This window comes from Geodermatophilus sp. DSM 45219 (assembly GCF_900104025.1).
In the GTDB taxonomy this organism is placed as follows: Bacteria; Actinomycetota; Actinomycetes; order Mycobacteriales; family Geodermatophilaceae; genus Geodermatophilus.
Genome location: NZ_FNIQ01000001.1, coordinates 741,281 through 757,543 on the forward strand (window position 1 = coordinate 741,281; position 16,263 = coordinate 757,543).

The 16,263-nt window shown below is 77.2% G+C and carries 15 protein-coding genes and 2 tRNA genes; 5 read left to right on the top strand and 12 right to left on the bottom strand.

Translation table 11 applies throughout. From position 1 onward, the window contains the following. Positions 1-88: 88 nt before the first annotated feature. From BLR12_RS03635 to BLR12_RS24250, 9 genes are all read right to left on the bottom strand, one after another. Positions 89-1,081 carry a glycosyltransferase family 9 protein gene (locus tag BLR12_RS03635; RefSeq protein ID WP_255363267.1) on the bottom strand — a complete coding sequence of 331 codons (993 nt, stop codon included), beginning with the start codon at positions 1,079-1,081 and terminating at the stop codon, positions 89-91. Further along, entirely contained in the window at positions 1,078-2,451 is a 1,374-nt protein-coding gene (gene rfaE2, locus BLR12_RS03640) for a D-glycero-beta-D-manno-heptose 1-phosphate adenylyltransferase (protein ID WP_091373506.1), read from the bottom strand. Before rfaE2 ends, BLR12_RS03635 begins: the two co-directional genes overlap by 4 nt. Then, a complete protein-coding gene (locus tag BLR12_RS03645; protein ID WP_091373509.1) occupies positions 2,448-3,122 on the bottom strand; it encodes a D-sedoheptulose-7-phosphate isomerase in 675 nt (224 codons plus the stop codon). The genes rfaE2 and BLR12_RS03645 overlap by 4 nt, the downstream gene beginning before the upstream one ends. Continuing rightward, the gene (locus tag BLR12_RS03650; RefSeq protein ID WP_091373513.1) at positions 3,119-4,321 is read right to left on the bottom strand and encodes a glycosyltransferase; all 1,203 of its coding nucleotides are present in this window, start codon (positions 4,319-4,321) and stop codon (positions 3,119-3,121) included. Before BLR12_RS03650 ends, BLR12_RS03645 begins: the two co-directional genes overlap by 4 nt. Next, the gene (locus BLR12_RS03655; protein WP_091373516.1) at positions 4,318-5,310 is read right to left on the bottom strand and encodes a glycosyltransferase; all 993 of its coding nucleotides are present in this window, start codon (positions 5,308-5,310) and stop codon (positions 4,318-4,320) included. Before BLR12_RS03655 ends, BLR12_RS03650 begins: the two co-directional genes overlap by 4 nt. Next, positions 5,307-6,329, bottom strand: a complete 1,023-nt coding sequence (locus tag BLR12_RS03660; RefSeq protein ID WP_091373518.1) for a glycosyltransferase family 9 protein — start codon at positions 6,327-6,329, stop codon at positions 5,307-5,309. The genes BLR12_RS03655 and BLR12_RS03660 overlap by 4 nt, the downstream gene beginning before the upstream one ends. After that, positions 6,326-7,825 (bottom strand): HAD-IIIA family hydrolase, encoded by a 1,500-nt coding sequence (locus BLR12_RS03665; RefSeq protein ID WP_091373520.1) that lies wholly within the window; start codon positions 7,823-7,825, stop codon positions 6,326-6,328. The genes BLR12_RS03660 and BLR12_RS03665 overlap by 4 nt, the downstream gene beginning before the upstream one ends. A 157-nt stretch (positions 7,826-7,982) precedes the next feature. After that, a complete protein-coding gene (locus tag BLR12_RS03670; protein ID WP_091373523.1) occupies positions 7,983-8,498 on the bottom strand; it encodes a MarR family winged helix-turn-helix transcriptional regulator in 516 nt (171 codons plus the stop codon). Positions 8,499-8,523: 25 nt separating this feature from the next. Next, complete coding sequence (locus BLR12_RS24250) at positions 8,524-9,213, bottom strand: hypothetical protein (RefSeq protein ID WP_176832320.1); 690 nt, start codon at positions 9,211-9,213, stop codon at positions 8,524-8,526. 186 nt (positions 9,214-9,399) lie between these two features. On the opposite strand from BLR12_RS24250, the gene BLR12_RS03680 reads away from it, so the two are divergent. From BLR12_RS03680 to BLR12_RS03695, 3 genes are read left to right on the top strand one after another with little or no spacing between them, the layout of a single operon-like run. Then, positions 9,400-10,716, top strand: coding sequence for an alpha-hydroxy-acid oxidizing protein (locus tag BLR12_RS03680; RefSeq protein ID WP_091374330.1), 1,317 nt, complete (start codon positions 9,400-9,402; stop codon positions 10,714-10,716). 30 nt (positions 10,717-10,746) lie between these two features. Further along, positions 10,747-12,168, top strand: a complete 1,422-nt coding sequence (locus BLR12_RS03685) for an amino acid permease (protein WP_218120527.1) — start codon at positions 10,747-10,749, stop codon at positions 12,166-12,168. Further along, complete coding sequence (locus BLR12_RS03695) at positions 12,165-13,079, top strand: universal stress protein (protein ID WP_176832321.1); 915 nt, start codon at positions 12,165-12,167, stop codon at positions 13,077-13,079. Before BLR12_RS03685 ends, BLR12_RS03695 begins: the two co-directional genes overlap by 4 nt. Before the next feature lie 368 nt (positions 13,080-13,447). Here the strand turns inward: BLR12_RS03695 and BLR12_RS03700 are convergent. The 3 genes from BLR12_RS03700 to BLR12_RS03710 all read right to left on the bottom strand — a co-directional run bounded on the left by BLR12_RS03700 (position 13,448) and on the right by BLR12_RS03710 (position 14,917). After that, positions 13,448-13,520: transfer RNA gene (locus tag BLR12_RS03700), tRNA-Arg, on the bottom strand. Positions 13,521-13,541: 21 nt separating this feature from the next. Then, positions 13,542-13,630 (bottom strand) — tRNA-Ser (locus tag BLR12_RS03705). A gap of 81 nt (positions 13,631-13,711) precedes the next feature. After that, entirely contained in the window at positions 13,712-14,917 is a 1,206-nt protein-coding gene (locus tag BLR12_RS03710) for an MFS transporter (RefSeq protein WP_091373531.1), read from the bottom strand. A gap of 152 nt (positions 14,918-15,069) precedes the next feature. Between BLR12_RS03710 and BLR12_RS03715 the strand changes: the two genes are divergently transcribed. Continuing rightward, the gene (locus tag BLR12_RS03715) at positions 15,070-15,603 is read left to right on the top strand and encodes a CGNR zinc finger domain-containing protein (protein ID WP_091373534.1); all 534 of its coding nucleotides are present in this window, start codon (positions 15,070-15,072) and stop codon (positions 15,601-15,603) included. Between the two features lie 22 nt (positions 15,604-15,625). Next, positions 15,626-16,243 carry a phosphatase PAP2 family protein gene (locus tag BLR12_RS03720; protein WP_091373537.1) on the top strand — a complete coding sequence of 206 codons (618 nt, stop codon included), beginning with the start codon at positions 15,626-15,628 and terminating at the stop codon, positions 16,241-16,243. Positions 16,244-16,263 lie beyond the last annotated feature (20 nt).

Sequence of the window (16,263 nt, forward strand, 5' to 3'; positions counted from 1 at the left end):
CCTCCCCGACCGCCGCTGACCCACTCCCGCGGCCCCCTCCCGGCCCCCGCACCGAGCCTGCGAGGTGTGGGGAGGAGGGGGCCCTCCCTCAGGTGCGGGTCAGCAGTGCGTCGAGCGCCGCGGTGACCTCGTCGACCGTCACCTCCGCGAGGGCGGGGTCGAGCTCGGTGCCCCAGGGGTCGCCGGTGCCGTCGCCGTGCCAGAGGACGACGTGCAACGGCCCTCCCCGCCCACCCCGCGCCGGCGGACCCCACAGCGCCGGCGAGACCGGCCCGAACAGCACCACCGAGGGACGGCGGTAGGCGGTCGCCAGGTGCGCCGTGCCGGTGTCCCCGCTGACGACCACCCGCGCGCCGGCGACCACCGCGGCCAGCTCGAGCGTCGTCGTCCGCCCGGCCAGCACCGCCTCCTCCCCCAGCCCGGCGCCCGAGGCCACCGCCTGCGCGAGCGGCACCTCGGCCGGGCCGCCGGTGACGCGCACGTCCAGGCCCCGGTCGGCCAGGTGCCGGGCGACCGCGGCGAACCGGTCGGGCGGCCAGCGCCGCCCGGGGAACGCCGCCCCCGGGTGCACCAGCGCGACCCCGGCCGGCGCCGGCGCGGGCACGGGCGGGACGGCGAGGTCGAGCGCGTCGGGGTCGGCGGCCACGCCCAGCCCCTCGACGACCAGCCGGCACCAGCGGCGCACCTCGTGCTCGTCGGGGTACCAGGTCGGTCCCGGGTAGCCGGGGCTGGCGAAGGTCAGCAGCCGGTCGGGGTGCAGGTCGGCGACCACGACGTGCGAGGCCGGGCCCTTCCCGTGCAGGTCGACGGCGAGCTCCGGCGGCGGGCCGGACCAGTCCAGCGGCTCGAGCTCGCCGGCGGGCAGCACCTCGTCGACCGCGTCGATCAGCGAGGCCAGCGGCTCGAGCGCCCGGGTCGTGGCCAGCACCAGCCGGTGGCCGGGTACCGCGGCGCGCACGGCGCGGATGGCCGGGACACCGGTGAGCAGGTCGCCGAGACCCAGCGGCCGGAGGACCACCGCCACCGGCGGCCCGTCGTCACCGCCAATATCGCGATAAAGGCGAACGGGGGCGTCGTTCACACGCGGGAGCGCTCGACCAGGGCCGTCGTGGAGTGCCCGTCGAGGTAGGGCAGCACGACCGCCTGGCCGCCCCAGCGCCGCAGCACCGCGGCCTCGGGCAGGTCGGCGCCGGCGTAGTCCCCGCCCTTGGCCCACACGTCCGGCCGGAGCCGCCCGATCACCTCGGCCGGGGTGTCCTCGTCGAAGACGACGACGGCGTCGACGAACTCCAGCGCCTCCAGCACGCGGGCCCGGTCGGCCGCTGTCACCAGCGGGCGGGACGGCCCCTTCAGCCGGCGCACCGAGTCGTCGGAGTTGATGCAGACCACCAGGCAGTCCCCCAGCCCGCGGGCGGCCCGCAGCGTCGCGACGTGGCCGGGGTGCAGCAGGTCGAAGCAGCCGCCGGTGGCGACGACCGTCCCGCCCGACGCCCGGACCCGGGCGATCACGCCGTCCACCCCCGGCTCGGTGACGACGTCCGGTTCGACGACGTCCGCGGCGTCCCAGGCCGACGCCCCACCGCGGGCCACGAAGGACCCGGCGGAGGCGACCGCGGCCGCCACCGCCTCGCCGGTCACCGCGCCGTCGGCCAGCGCGAGCGCGGCCGCGGCGGCGAACGAGTCACCGGCTCCGCACGGGTCCCCGCCGGTCACCGGCGTCGCCGGCACGACCATGGGCGCGCCCTCGCCGTAGGACAGCAGCGCGCCCCGGGCACCGAGCGTCACCGCCACCGCGCCGACCCCCCAGTGCCGGATCAGCGCCTCGGCCCGCGCACCCACCGCGGCCAGGCCGTCCCCCGCCGCGGCCACCCCGGCGTCGGCGGCGACGCGGGCGGCCTCGGCGCCGTTGGGCGTGACCAGCCGGGCGCTGGGCACCGGGTCGGCGCCCCGCGGGTGCGGGTCCCAGACCACCGGGCCGCCGGCCTCGCCCAGCAGGGCGCGGACGGCGGCATCCGCCGTCGTCCCCCGGCCGTAGTCGGCCACGAGCACCGAGGCCGCGTCCCGGATCACCGCGGCGGCCTCCGCGGGCAGCGCGCCCAGCGAGACCACCGGCGCGCCGCTGTCGATGCGCGCCACCGAGTGGTCGCCCACCCGGACGCGGCGCTTGACGGCCGTCCCACCGGTCGCCGGGATCTCGACCAGCCGCACCCGGCCGGCGAGCAGCGCGCGCAGCCGGTCGGCGTCCTCGTCGTCGGCCATCGGGGTGACCAGCACGACCTGCCGGCGGGTGGCCCGTGCGGCGACCACCGCCGCCAGGGCCGCGCCGCCGGGGCGCTCGCGGGTCTCGACGTGCTCGACGACCGGCACGGGTGCGTCGGGGGTGAGCCGGGACGCCGTCCCGACCAGGTCGACGTCGAGCAGCGCGTCGCCGACGACGACCAGCGGCCTCACCGGGCCACCCCGAGCCGGGTCTCCGGCACCCGGGCCGGCTCGGCGAGCACCGCCGCGTCGAAGGCCGCGCACACCAGGTGCAGCGCGACCAGGTGGCACTCCTGCACGGTCGCCGTCCACGGCGAGTCGATGCAGACCGCGTCATCGGCCGCCGCGGCCAGCGGGTTGGGCGCCGGGCCGGTCATCGCCAGCACGGTGAGGCCGCACTCCCGGGCCCGGCGGGCGGCGGCGACGGCGTTGGGGCTGCGGCCCGACGTCGACAGCAGCACCAGCACGTCGCCCGCCCGCCCGTGCGCCTCGACCTGGCGGGCGAACAGCTCGTCGGCCGGGTAGTCGTTGGCGATCGCGGTCAGCGACGAGGTCTCGGCGGTCAGGCAGATCGCGGAGAACGGCGGCCGGTCGGCCCGGTAGCGGCCCACCAGCTCGGCGGTGAGGTGCTGGGCCTGGGCGGCGCTGCCGCCGTTGCCCGCGGCCAGCAACCGGCCGCGCGACTCGCCGCACAGCACGTCGGCGACCAGCCGGCCCCAGCGGTCGAGCACGTCGAGCTGGCCGTCCAGCGACCCGAGCGCGGCAGTCAGCGACGCGACGTGGTCGGCGCCGGTGAGGTGGGTGCAGGTGTCGGGCGAGACGACCTCGCCGGCGGAGTGCGGAGCCTCGGACAGCGGGTTCATCGGGCGACCTCCACGAGACGGCGGCTGGCCAGGACCTGCCGGTAGACGGTGTCGGTGTCGGCGACCACGCGGGCCCACCGGTAGCGGTTGCGGGCGCGCTGGACGCCAGCGGCGCCGTAGGCGGCGCGGCGGGCGTCGTCGGCCAGCAGCGCGGCGAGCACCTCGCCGAGCCGGGCGGGGTCCCGCGGCGGGACCAGGTCGCCGGTGACGCCGTCGGCGACGGAGTCCTGCAGGCCCCCGACGGCGGTGGCGACCACGGGCCGGCCGCAGGCCATGGCCTCCAGCGGGGTGATGCCGAAGGGCTCGTACCAGGGCACGGCGAGCACGACGTCGGCCGAGCGGATCCAGGCCGGGACGTCGGCCCGCGCCACGGCGCCGGTGAACACCACCCGGTCGGCGACGCCGAGGGAGCCGGCCACCTCCCGCAGCCGGCGCACCTCGGGGTCGCCGTCCAGTTCCGCGGTCGGCGGCCCGCCGACGACGACCAGCTCGGCGTCCGGGACGGCGGCCAGCGCGCGGACGGCGTCCTCCTGGCCCTTCCGCTCGACCAGCCGGCCCAGGACCAGCAGCCGCTGCCGTCCACCGCGGGGCGCCACCGGGCCGCGCGGGGTGAAGACGCCGGTGTCCACGCCGCAGGGCACGACCGACACCCGGTCGCTGTCCAGGCCCAGCCGGCGCAGCTCGAAGACCTCGTCGGAGCAGGTGGCCACGACGTGGCTGACCGTGCGGCACAGCGAGCGCTCCAGCTCGACCCGCTGCGGCGGCGAGGTGTCGGCGGCGCCCTGGTGGCGGCGCTTGACCGAGCCGAGCGCGTGGAAGGTCTGCAGGACCGGGATCGGCCCGGCGGCGGCGACCGCGGCCAGCCCGCTCATCCAGAAGTGCGCGTGCACCAGGTCCGGGGGCCGCAGCGCCCACTCCCGGCGCAGCACCGCGGCGAACCCGGGCATGTGGCGGAGCAGGTCGTCCTTGGGCAGCACCCGGGGCGGCCCCGCAGCCACGTGCGCGACGTCGTAGCCGTCGACGGTGGCCACCCGGTCGGGCTGGTCGGGGTCCTCCCGGCGCGTGTGCACGGTCACCGTGTGCCCGCGGCGGGCCAGGCCCGCGGCGAGGGCCGCGACGTGCACGTTCTGCCCGCCGGCGTCCACCCCGCCGATGGCGGCGAGCGGGCTGGCGTGCTCGCTGACCAGGTCGATGATCATCGCGTCACCTCTCCGAGAAGGACGTCCCAATCACTGAGGAAGCGAGGGAGCCCGTACCGCTCCAGCGCGGCGGCACGTGCCGCCTTGCCGGCCAGCCGGGCGGCGTCCTCGTCGTGCAGGTAGGTGCGGACGGCGTCCCACAGGACGCCGGGCCGGGTGGAGACGACGCCGGCGTCGGCCGGCACCGCCTCGACCACCTCGGTGGTGGCCAGGGCGACCACCGGCATCCCCAGGTGCATCGCCTCCAGCAGGGACAACCCGAGGGAGGTCCACCGCACCGGGTGCACGTAGACCCGGCGGCGGGCCAGCTCGGCGTGCATCGCGGCCTGCGGCGGGTCGTCGTGCAGCGCGACGCGGCCGGCGTCGAGGCCGTAGCGCTCGTGCAGCCCGGCCAGCCCCATGCCGAACACGTCGACCGGCGCGACCGCGGCCAGCCCGGGCAGCAGGTCCGCACCGACCGTGCGGCCCCGGCGGACCGGCTCGTTGGTCACGACCGCGGCCCGCGCCAGCTCGCCGGTGTAGCGCTCACCGGGGTCGACGATGCCGTGCTCGATCACCGTCGTCGGCGCCCGGCCGTTGTCGTAGAACAGCTCGTTGAAGGGGGTGACGTGGGCGATCGGGATGTCCGCGCGGTCGGCCAGCGGGTGGCGGGTGTGCGGGACCGGCCCGTCCCCGGGCTCCAGCCCCGGCGCGTTGTGCTCCAGGAACACCGCGGGCAGGTCGCGGCCGGGTTCGCGGCCCAGCCACTCGCGCACCAGCTCCAGGTCGCGGGTCCGCTGCAGGACGACGACGTCGACGTCCTCGTCGCGCAGCTGCTCCGGGGTCACCTCGCGGGCCGACGCCGGCCAGTCCCAGGTGCGCGCGCGGCCCAGCCCGTCGGGGCCCCGACTCCCGCCGGGGCCCACCACCACCGGCAGCAGGTACTCGTGCCGGCCCTGGACGAACGCCGTCGTCCACGAGCCGTGCACGTGCCAGAGCAGGACCTTCACGCACTCACCAACTTCTCGACGGCGGCGACGACGTCGGCTGCGGTCACCGACGAGAGGCAGGGGTGGCCGGGCACCGGGCACTCGCGGGCCCGGGTCGACCGGCAGGGGGCGTCCTGGTCGCCGAGCAGCACCGTCGGGACGCCGTAGGGTGCCCAGCGCGCGGCGGGCACGACCGGGGAGAACAGCGAGACGACCGGCGTCCCGACCGCGGCGGCCAGGTGCGCCGGGCCGGTGTTGCCGACGACCACCGCGGCGGCGCTGTCCAACACGGCGGCCAGCTCGGCCAGGCCCAGCGCGCCGCCGAGGTCGACACCGCGGGTGCCGGCGACGGCCGCGGTGAGCGCGCGCTCCCCCGGCCCGCCGGTGACCAGCACCCGGTGGCCGGCGTCGGCGAGGGCCTCGACCGCCTCGGCGCAGCGGTGCGCCGGCCACGCGCGCGCGGGGACGCTGGCGCCGGGGTGCACGACGATGTACCCGGGCGACAGGTCAGGGCCGCTGGGTCCGTGCGCGACCGGGGGCAGGGGCCGGCGCACGGCGAGCCGGCCGTCGTCGCCGGCCGGCAGGTCGAAGCCCGCGGCGCGGGCGAGGGAGAGGGCGCGCTCGGGCTCGGGCAGGTCGTCGTCCACCCGGTGGCGGACGTCGAGCAGCGACCCGGGGTAGTCGACGCTGATCGCCGAGATGCGGGGCACGCCGGCGGTGCGCAGCAGCAGCGCCAGGGGCAGGGGTGACTGGTGGAAGGACGTGGAGACCACGGCCTCGTCGGGGGCGAGGGCGCGGACGCGGTCGGTGAGCACGGTGAGGTCGTCCGCGTCGACCGGCGGGGGGTCCCCGAGGATCCAGGGGCAGGCCCAGGTCCAGACCTCGTCGACGCCGGGCAGCAGCCGGGCGGCACCGGCGCCCGCCGGCCCGGCGAGGAAGACGACGCGGTCCGCGCCGGCGGCCACGGCGCGGACCAGCGGCCCCTGGACGAGGACGTCGCCGACGGAGTCCAGCCGGGCCACGAGGACGGTGCGGCTCACCACGTCCCCGCCAGCACCTGCTCGACCGCCTCGGTGATCGTGGCCGCGCGGCGGGACGCCGCCTCGACCTCGGCCCGCCGCGTCACCGGTGTCGGCACGAGGATGCCCGAGGCACCGGCGGCGGCCGCGGCCTCGACGTCGGCACCGATGTCGCCGATGACCACGCAGCGGGCCGGGTCGACGTCGAGCTCGGCGCAGGCGGCCTCGACCATCCCCGGCGCGGGCTTCCGGCAGCTGCAGCCGTCGTCCGGCCCGTGCGGGCAGACCTGGACCGTCTCGAACGGGCCCAGCAGCTCCTCGAGCCGGGCCATGCAGGCGTCGACCTGCTCGCGGGTGACCAGCCCGCGGGCCACGCCGGACTGGTTGCTCACCACGCCGACCCGGACACCTCGGGCGCGCAGCGCGTCGACGGCTCCGCGGGCGCCGGGCACCGGCTTCACCAGGGCCGGGTCGCCGTTGTAGGGGTGGTCGCGGACGAGGGTGCCGTCGCGGTCGAAGAGGACCAGGTCGGGCAGCCCGCGCCAGCGCCGCACCCGCCGGTGCCGGACGGCGCCGCGCAGGAAGTGCCAGGTGGCCAGCGGCGGGATCAGCGCGCTGGTGGCGAGCATGGTGCCGACCTCGGCGCGGTCCCGCGGGCCGGGGGCGATGCGGGCCCAGGCGAACTCACCGGTGCCGGCGGCCCAGACGAGCGCGGCGGCGAGCGCGGCGCCGGGCCGCCGGGCGGCGGCGAGACCGACGGCGGCCAGCCCGGCCGCGGTCACGGCCAGGTGCTGCGGACGACGGCCCAGCGGGGCGTCGGCGCGCTCCCGCCAGTCCGCGCCGTGCAGCCGTCTCATGAGGACGTCGTCGGCGTTGCCGGCCTGCACCCGGAGGCTGACCCAGCGGTCGACCGGGCGCACCGGGTGGGTGATCCGGCGCTGCCCGCGGACCAGCCGGGCGCCGGTGCCCATCACCCGCAGGGCCAGGTCGGAGTCCTCGCGGAAGGCGCGGGGGAAGCGCTCGTCGAAGCCGCCCACCGCGGCGAGCGCGCCGCGCCGGTAGGCCAGGTCGGCGGTGATCCAGGAGCTGGTGGCCAGGCCCGCGGTGCCGCGCTCCCAGTCGGTGGGCCGGCGGTCCTCCGGCAGCGGCACCCGCACGCGGCCCTGGCTGCCGGCGACGTCCGCGGGCAGCCCGGAGAGGTCCTCGGCCAGGCACTGGTACCAGTCGGGGTCGGGCACGACGTCGTCGTCGAGGAAGGCCACCCACTCGGTGCGCACGCTGCGCCAGCCGAGGTTGCGGGCGCGGGCCGGGCCACCGCCGCCGGTGCGCAGCACGCGCACGGGTGGCAGGCCGGGCCGGGCGGGACGCAGCGGGTCCCCGGTGGGGCGGTCGTCGACCAGGACCAGCTCGGCCGGACGCGGCCCGGGGGCCTGGGCGAGGGCGTCGAGCAGCACGTCGAGGGACGGCCGGCCGACGGTCGGCACGACCACGGAGCAGTGCTCGATCCCCACCTGCATGATCGAGTCCTGCCCGCGCTGGGTGGAGTGGAAACACTACGGGCTTGAAGTGTCCCCTGGAGGAGTCGCGCCCGACCCCCTGCAGCGACCTCGGCCCCGTCCGGAGGCTCGCCGCGAGCCTGCGAGCGGTGAGGAGGACGGGGTCCTCCTCCCTTCTTCAGCGGCGGGTGCGGGCGGCCGCGGAGACCCGGGCCAGGGCGTCGGTGACGACGGCGGCGTCGTCACCCAGGAGGGTGAGCAGGTGGGCCACCAGCCCGTCGTGGGTGGGCCGGGCCTGCTCGACCTTGGCCTGCCCGGCCGGCGTGAGCCGGGCGTGCAGCAGCCTCCGGTCGCCGGCCGACCGCTCGCGGACGACGAGCCCCTCGGTCACCAGGCGGCTGACGGTGCTGGTCACCCCGGCGCGGGAGATGCCGAGTGCCTCGGCGAGCTCGCCCATCGTGGCCCGCTCACCCGGTGCCTCGGCGATCCGGCGCAGCGCCTCGTAGCCGGTGAGCGAGAGGTCGTGCCGCCGGTGCAACGCGGAGTCGACGCGGCGGGTGATGCGGTCGTGGACCTGGACGATGCGCAGCCACGTCTCGGCGGGGCCGGGGACCGCGCCGGGGACCTCGGCCACGTCCTCCGGCACGTGCTCGGCAGGGACGTCCGGAGCCAGGGCGTCCTCGGGGCGGGCCACCGGTCCATCGTCGCCGACGGAGCGCTCAGGCGCTCCCGGGAGAGCTCGATCCCCGCGGACGGGATCCCGCCCGCCGGGCGCCGGCCACGACGGCGAGGCCCGCGCCGGTGGCGACCAGCGCGCCGCCGCCGGCCAGCAGCGGCCAGCCGGGGCCCGCGTCGTCGACCGCGGCCACCACCCGGGTGGAGACGTCCACCGGGGGCGAGCCGGGCGTGGTGCCGGCCGGGACCGAGCCGTCGGGCCCGGGCAGCCCCGGCACGACCTCGCCCATCGGCGGGACGGCCGCGGCGCCGGTCGGCGGGGCGATCGCGGCGCAGTCCTCCTCGGCGGGCCGGGTGAAGCTGTAGCCGGGGAGCTCGTCCACCCAGGCGGCGCCGGACCCGTCGAGCGCGCGGATCTCCAGGAACGGGTCGATGGTCTCGCCCCAGTCGACCTCGCCGGTGGCCAGCACCACGACGGCGCCCGGTGCGACCTCGGCGGTGTCCTCCCCGCCGGGCGCGCGCGTGGTGGCCAGCGTGACCGCGTGGCCGACGGTCCCGCCGGCGACCTCGACGACGACGCCCCCGGGACGGCAGCTGGGGCCGTGCGTGACGCGGACGTCGGGGCGGGCCGCGTGGTCGACGGCGGCCGCCGGCCCGGCGAGGGCGACACCGGCGACGACCAGGGCGAGCACGCCGCCGCCCACGATCGACACCGGCCGAGTGGCCACCTGCACGTGCACGTTCCCCCTGGTTCCCGCGCCGGGGCACCCACGGTGCGCCGGTGCGCCCATGATGCCGCCCGGGCAGCCCGGCGGACCGTGCGTCACCGGTGGGTCGCGCGTGTCGTTGCGGCGTGTCGGCAGAAAACCGGTCCGGGACCGTCCGCGGCCTGTGACCCACGGCTCACTACGGTGACCGGCGTGGACTCAGCAGCGGGGACCGGACGCCGCCGGCAGGACGAGGTCTACCGCGCGGGGGTGTACGGCCGCCGGCCGCGGGTGCCCACCGCCGCCCGGGCCCTGCAACGCCGCGCGAGGGAGCGACTGGGCGCCCGCGCCTACTCGTACGTCGCGGGTGGGGCCGGGGACGAGGCCACCCAGCGCGCCAACCGCGCGGCGTTCGACCGGTGGGCCGTCGTCCCCCGGGTGCTGCGGGACGTCAGCGTCCGCGACACCTCCGTCGAGCTGTTCGGGCGGCGGCTGCCCGCACCGCTGCTGCTCGGCCCGGTCGGCGCACTGGAGCTGGTGCACCCGGCGGCGGACCTCGCGGTGGCCCGCGCGGCGGCGTCCCTCGGCGTGCCGATGGTCTTCTCCAACCAGGCCTCGGTACCGATGGAGGAGTGCGCCGCGGTGATGGGGACGGCGCCGCGCTGGTTCCAGCTGTACTGGTCGACGTCCGACGAGCTCGTGGGGAGCCTGGTCGGGCGGGCGGAGGCCAGCGGCTGCGACGCCCTGGTGGTCACCCTCGACACCACCATGCTGGGCTGGCGCCCCCGCGACCTGGACCTCGGCCACCTGCCGTTCGCGCTGGGCAAGGGGATCGCGCAGTACACCTCCGACCCGGTGTTCCGCCGGCTCGCCGAGGAGCGGGCGGCGGCGTCCGCGACCCCCGCACCGGCCGAGCCGGGCGCCTCGGCCGGCCGGGACCGCCAGCCGAGGCCCACCGTGGCGGCGGTGCGCGCGCTGGTCGGCATGGCCCGTGCCTGGCCCGGGCCGTGGCTTCCCAACCTGCGCTCGCCGCTGCCCCGGGCGGCGGTCGAGACGTTCCTCGGCATCTACTCCCGGCCCTCGACCACCTGGGACGACCTCGCCTGGCTGCGGGCGCGCACCCGGCTGCCGATCGTGCTCAAGGGGGTGCTGCACCCCGACGACGCCCGGCGGGCGCTCGACGCGGGCGTGGACGGCGTGGTGGTCAGCACGCACGGCGGCCGGCAGGTGGACCGCTCCATCGCCGCGCTCGACGCGCTGCCCGACGTGGTCGCTGCGGTGGACGGCCGCGCCCCGGTGCTGTTCGACAGCGGGGTGCGCAGCGGTGCGGACGTCCTGACCGCGGTCGCGCTCGGCGCCCGGGCGGTGCTGCTCGGCCGGCCGTTCGCCTGGGGCCTGGCCCTGGCCGGTGAGGAGGGCGTGCGCCAGGTGGTCTCCGACGTGCTGGGCGAGTTCGACCTGACGCTGGGGCTCAGCGGTCACACGGCGGTCGACCAGCTCTCCCCGGACGCCCTGCGCCGGGTGGGCTGACAGACCGCGACGCTCGTCCAGGAGGTCCGCGTGAGCTCTCCGTCCCTGCGCGCCCAGCTGCTGCGGCGCAAGCCGGTCTCCGCCATGGTCGAGGAGACCGGCGCGCAGACCGACGGCGGCGCCCTCGCCCGCCGGATCGGCCCGGTCCAGCTGATGGGCCTGGGCATCGGCGCCACCATCGGCACCGGGATCTTCTTCGTGCTCGGCACGGCCGTGCCCGAGGCCGGCCCCGCCGTCGTCGTCTCGTTCGTCCTGGCGGCGGTGACCGCGGGCTCCACCGCGCTCTGCTACGCGGAGCTCGCGTCGACCATCCCGGTGGCCGGCTCCTCGTACTCCTACGCCTACGCGACGCTCGGCGAGGTCGTGGCCTACGTCGTGGGCTGGTGCCTGGTGCTGGAGTACGCGGTCAGCGCGGCCGCGGTCTCGGTCGGCTGGAGCGAGTACCTCGACGCGCTGCTCGACGACACGGTCGGCCTGCGCATCCCCGACGCGCTGTCGGCGGCCCCGGGCGCGGGCGGCGTCGTGAACCTGCCGGCGATCGTGCTGGTCGTCCTGTGCGCGTCGTTGCTGGTGCGCGGGGCGAGCGAGTCGGCCCGCGCCAACGCGGTCATGGTCGGGCTGAAGGTCCTGGTGCTGCTGTTCTTCGCCGCGATCGCGTCCAGCGCCTTCGACGCGGACAACTACACGCCCTTCGCCCCGACCGGCGTGGGCGGCATCGGCATCGCGGCCGCCTCGATCTTCTTCTCCTTCATCGGCCTGGACGCGGTGTCCACGGCCGGCGAGGAGGTCCGCGACCCGCGCCGCACCCTGCCACTGGCGATCATCGGGTCGCTCGTCGTGGTGACGACGGTCTACCTGCTGGTCGCGGTCGCGGCCGTGGGGGCCCAGCCGCCCGCGCGGTTCGAGGGCCAGGACGCGGGGCTGGCCGCGATCCTCGAGCAGGTGACCGGGTCGCGCTGGCCGGCGATCGTCCTGGCGGCCGGTGCGGTGGTCTCGATCTTCTCGGTGACACTGGTGGTGCTGTACGGCCAGACGCGGATCCTGTTCGCGATGAGCCGCGACGGGCTGATCCCGTCGCTGTTCAGCCGGGTCGGCCGGCGCACGCTCACCCCGGTCCGCGGCACCGTGGCCACGGCGCTGTTCGTCGGGGTGCTCGCCGGCCTCGTGCCGCTGGACTTCCTCGTCGACCTGACCAGCATGGGCACCCTGGTGGCCTTCACCGTCGTGTCGATCGGCGTCATGGTGCTCCGCCGCACCCAGCCGGACCTGCCCCGCGGCTTCCGGGTGCCCGGCTACCCCGTCGTCCCGCTGCTGTCGATCGCGTTCTGCCTCTACCTCGTCTCCGGGCTGCCCGGCGTCACGTACGCGCTGTTCGCGGGCTGGCTCGCCATCGCCGCGGTCGTCTACGTCGGCTACGCCCGCAGCCACTCCCGGCTGCGGACGCCGCGGTGACCCTCGTCGTCGGGTACGCCGTCGACCCGGTCGAGGCGGCCCCGCTGCGGCTGGCCGCCGCCCTGGCGCCCACCGGCGGGGAGGACGTCGTCCTGGCGACCGTGGTCCCGCGCGGGTTCGACGACCCGCGCACCGACCGGGAGTACCGGCGGTTCCTCGTCGCGATGGTCCGGGAGGCCCAGCAGGAGGCGGTGCAGGACCTGGCCGGGGACGGCGTCCCGCCGGTGCGCGCCGTCGCGCTGGAGGCGCCGTCGGTGCCCGCCGGGCTGGTCTCCGCCGTGACCCGGGTCGAGGGGTCGCTGCTGGTGCTCGGCGCGGCGCACGGGTCGCCCGCGGGCCGGTTCTCGACCGGCAGCGTCGCCGGACACCTGCTGCACTCCTCGCCGGTCCCGCTGGCCCTCGCCCCGCGTCCCTGGCCGACCGCACCGCGGGTCGAGCGGCTGACCTGCGCGTACGCGGGCACCGGCCGGTCCCGCGAGGCACTGGCCTGGGCCACCCGGACGGCGCGCGCCTGGGACGTCCCGCTGCGGCTGGTCACCTTCGCCCCGGAGCGCCCGCCGATGCTGCCATCGGAGACGGGGCTGCGGACCGAGGCGCTGGTGTCCGCGCAGTGGGCCGAGCAGGCGCGGGCGCAGCTGGACGAGGTGGCCGCCGGGTGGCGGGGGCCGGGGCCCCTGCCGGGGACACACGTGGCCGCGGGGTCGGGCTGGGCCGGGGCGCTGGCCGCCGGGGACTGGCTGCCCGGGGACCTGCTGGTCGTCGGCTCGTCCCGGCACGGCCCGCTGGCCCGGGTGTTCCTGGGCTCGACCGCGACGAAGATCGTGCGGGCCTCGCCGGTGCCGGTGGTCGTCGTCCCGCGCGGCTCTGCTCGATCCCACCCCGCCCCCGACGACACGCCGGACCGGACTTGACCCCGTCAAGTGACGTGGGTCACAGTAGGGCGGGCGGGGGCAGCCGGTAACGAATGGCCTCCCACTGCTGGGAGGACCGACCAACGCGGCCAGACCGCCAGGACCGGCCCCCCGCCCCTCGACTCCCCGCACGACCTCTCTCCCTCGCAGCTCGTGCTCTGCCCACCGTGGTGGGCAGAGCACGACCTTCCGGAGGAGTGCCCGGTCGGGAGCCAGGCCGCTGGAGGCGAGGTGGGTCCCGGCGACGCCGCGGGCACGGACGTACCGGTCGGCTCCGGAACCGCTCGCGCCGCAGCCGCCAGAGGAGGGGGAAGAGAACAGCGGCCCCGTCCCGGAGGACGGAGCCGCTGTGCTGTCTCAACCAGACGTGCACCCGAAGGGATTCGAACCCCTAACCTTCTGATCCGTAGTCAGATGCTCTATCCGTTGAGCTACGGGTGCGGGCTGTTCAGTTGTCGTGCGCGGAGGCTCCGGGATTTGAACCCGGGATGGGGATTAACCCAAACCGCATTAGCAGTGCGGCGCCATAGACCGGACTAGGCGAAGCCTCCCGGGGTCCGAGTCCACTCGGAACCACCGAGGAGAGAGACTACCAGCGCCCCGGGAGGCCATCCGCCGGGGGGCTCACCGCTTCACGCGGCGAGGGGCTCGGGCACCCGCTCCGCGGCCGGACGGCGGCCCGGCACCAGGGTCACCAGCACCGCCAGCGCAGCCCCGGCGACCGCCAGCAGCAGGCTGCCGCTGACCCCGGCCGGACCCTCGATCAGCGCACCGCCGAGCGCTGCCCCGATGGCGGAGGCACCGGTGGCCATCGTGGACAGCCAGGTGAACGCCTCGGTGGTGGCGTGCGCCGGGGCGATGGCGCCGACCAGCGAGTTCTGCACGGTGAGCGTCGGCGCGATCGCCGTCCCACCGAGGAACAGCAGCGCACCGAGCACCCACGGGTTCGAGGCCGCGGCGAGCGGGGCCAGGCCGATCGTCACGCCCAGCAGCAGCCAGCGGTACTGCCGCGGCAGCGAGGCGCTGACCACCCGGGCACCGAACCACAGCCCGCCGGCCACCGAGCCCAGTGACCACACCGCCAGCAGGACGCCGGACAGCCCGGGCGACCCGGCGGCCTCGGCGAACGCCGGGACGGCGACCTCGAGCGCGCCGAAGCCGAGCATCAGCGCCGACCCGCTGAGCAGCACCCGCGGCATGCCCGGCCTGAGCACCGTGGCGAACGGGCTGGTGCGCTGCGCGGCCGGCACGGGCGCCCAGCCGCGCATCGCCGCGGAGAGCGCGACGCCGAGGGCGCCGGCGACGGCGAGCGCGCCGGCGACGGCGACGGCCCAGGCCGGGGACGCCAGCACCGCGAGGGCGGCGACCAGCGTGGGGCCGGCCACGAAGACCAGCTCGGTGGCCGTGGCGTCGAGGGCGAAGGCGGTGCCGCGCACCGACCGGTCGACCCGGGACCACAGCGCCCGCACCGCGCCGGACACCAGCGGCGTCCCGGCGCCGGCGGCGGCAGAGGCGGCGATGACGGCCCCCGTCGGGGCACCGCCGAGCACGACCACCACGAGCAGGGTCAGCAGCAGCGGGTACGCGCCGGCCTGCGCCAGCAGCACCGGGCGCGGGGTGCGGCGGTCGGCCAGCCGGCCGAGCACCGGGGCCATGCCGGCCATCGCGAGGCCGTAGGTGGCGGCCGCGAGCCCGGCGACGGCGTAGGAACCGGTCTGCTGCTGCACCATGAGCAGCAGCGCGAGCGGGACCATGGCGGAGGGCAGGCGGCCGGCGAAGCCGGCGACGAGCAGCACCGGGGCGGACGGCAGCCGCCAGACGGACAGATAGGCACGCACGACGGACTCACACTTCGGGTAGCACGCGGAACGGGAAGAAGTAGGGGGTCAACCACCGTTGACTCCCTACACGCTACGGATGAGAGCGTAGGTGGTCAAGTGAGCTATGACGCCTACGGCGTGTCGACGGCACACCTGCGGTAGGGGATTCCATGGACTACGACACCTACGGGTCCAGCGCGGTCGAGCTGGCCATCGACCTGGCCAACGCCGACCGGGACGCCGGTCCGGAGTGGGCATCGGCGTTCCTGCGCGCCCACGACGAGTGGTTCGAACCGGGCACCGACCTCGACCTCTCCCCCGACGAGGTCGGGCAGGCAGGGGCGACGGCCGACCGGGTGCGGGCCGTGGCCGTCGCGCAGTCCGAGGCCGAGGTGATGGAGCGGCTGAACGCGCTGCTGGCGCTGGCCCACCCGCAGCCGTACGCCACCGACCACGACGGAGAGCTGCACCTGCACTACGCGCGTCCCGACGCGCCGCTGCTCGAGCAGCTGACGACGACGGTCGCGATGGGCCTGTCGCAGGTCGTGGTCCAGCACGGCTGGCAGCGGATCGGCGTCTGCTCCGCCGAGGGCTGCGACGACGTCTACGTCGACACCTCGCGCAACGCCAGCCGCCGCTACTGCTCCAACACCTGCGCCAGCCGCTCGACGGTGGCCGCCTACCGGGCCCGCCGCAGGACGTAGCGCTCCCCGCTAGCGTCGACGCGTGGTGGGTGTCCGGCATTGGGACGCGCGCCTGCACCGCGTCGTCGGCGGGCTGCCCGACACCCCGGCCGACCGCTGGCTGCGGCGGCTCACCACGGCCGCCGACCACGGCCGGGTGTGGATGGCCGTCGGCGCACTGCTCGCCCTGCGCCGCGGCACGCCGCGCCGGGGAGCGATCCGCGGGCTCACCGCCATGGCGGTGTCCAGCGGCCTGGTCAACGCCGCGATCAAGCCGGTGGTGGGCCGCCGGCGTCCCGACCTCGCCGCCCACCCGGTGCACCGGCTGCTGCACCACCCGGTGACCACGCACTCCTTCCCCAGCGGGCACTCCTCCTCGGCCGGGGCCTTCGTCACCGGCCTCGCGCTGGAGTGCCCGCCGGCCGGGGCGGCGCTCGCGCCGCTGGCGCTGGCCGTCGGCTACTCGCGGGTGCACGTGGGCGTGCACTACCCGGGGGACGTCGTCGCCGGCCTGGCCGTCGGTGCGGCCGTGGCCGCGAGCGGCCGGTACTGGTGGCCGGTGCGGCCGGCGACCCCGGTGACGAGGGCGTTGAGCCAGCGGAGTGGCGGCGATCTCACTACGGTCCGATCACGGGTGTCCCGGCGCCGACCGGGGCACTGAGCCGACCAGAGTCCCCAACG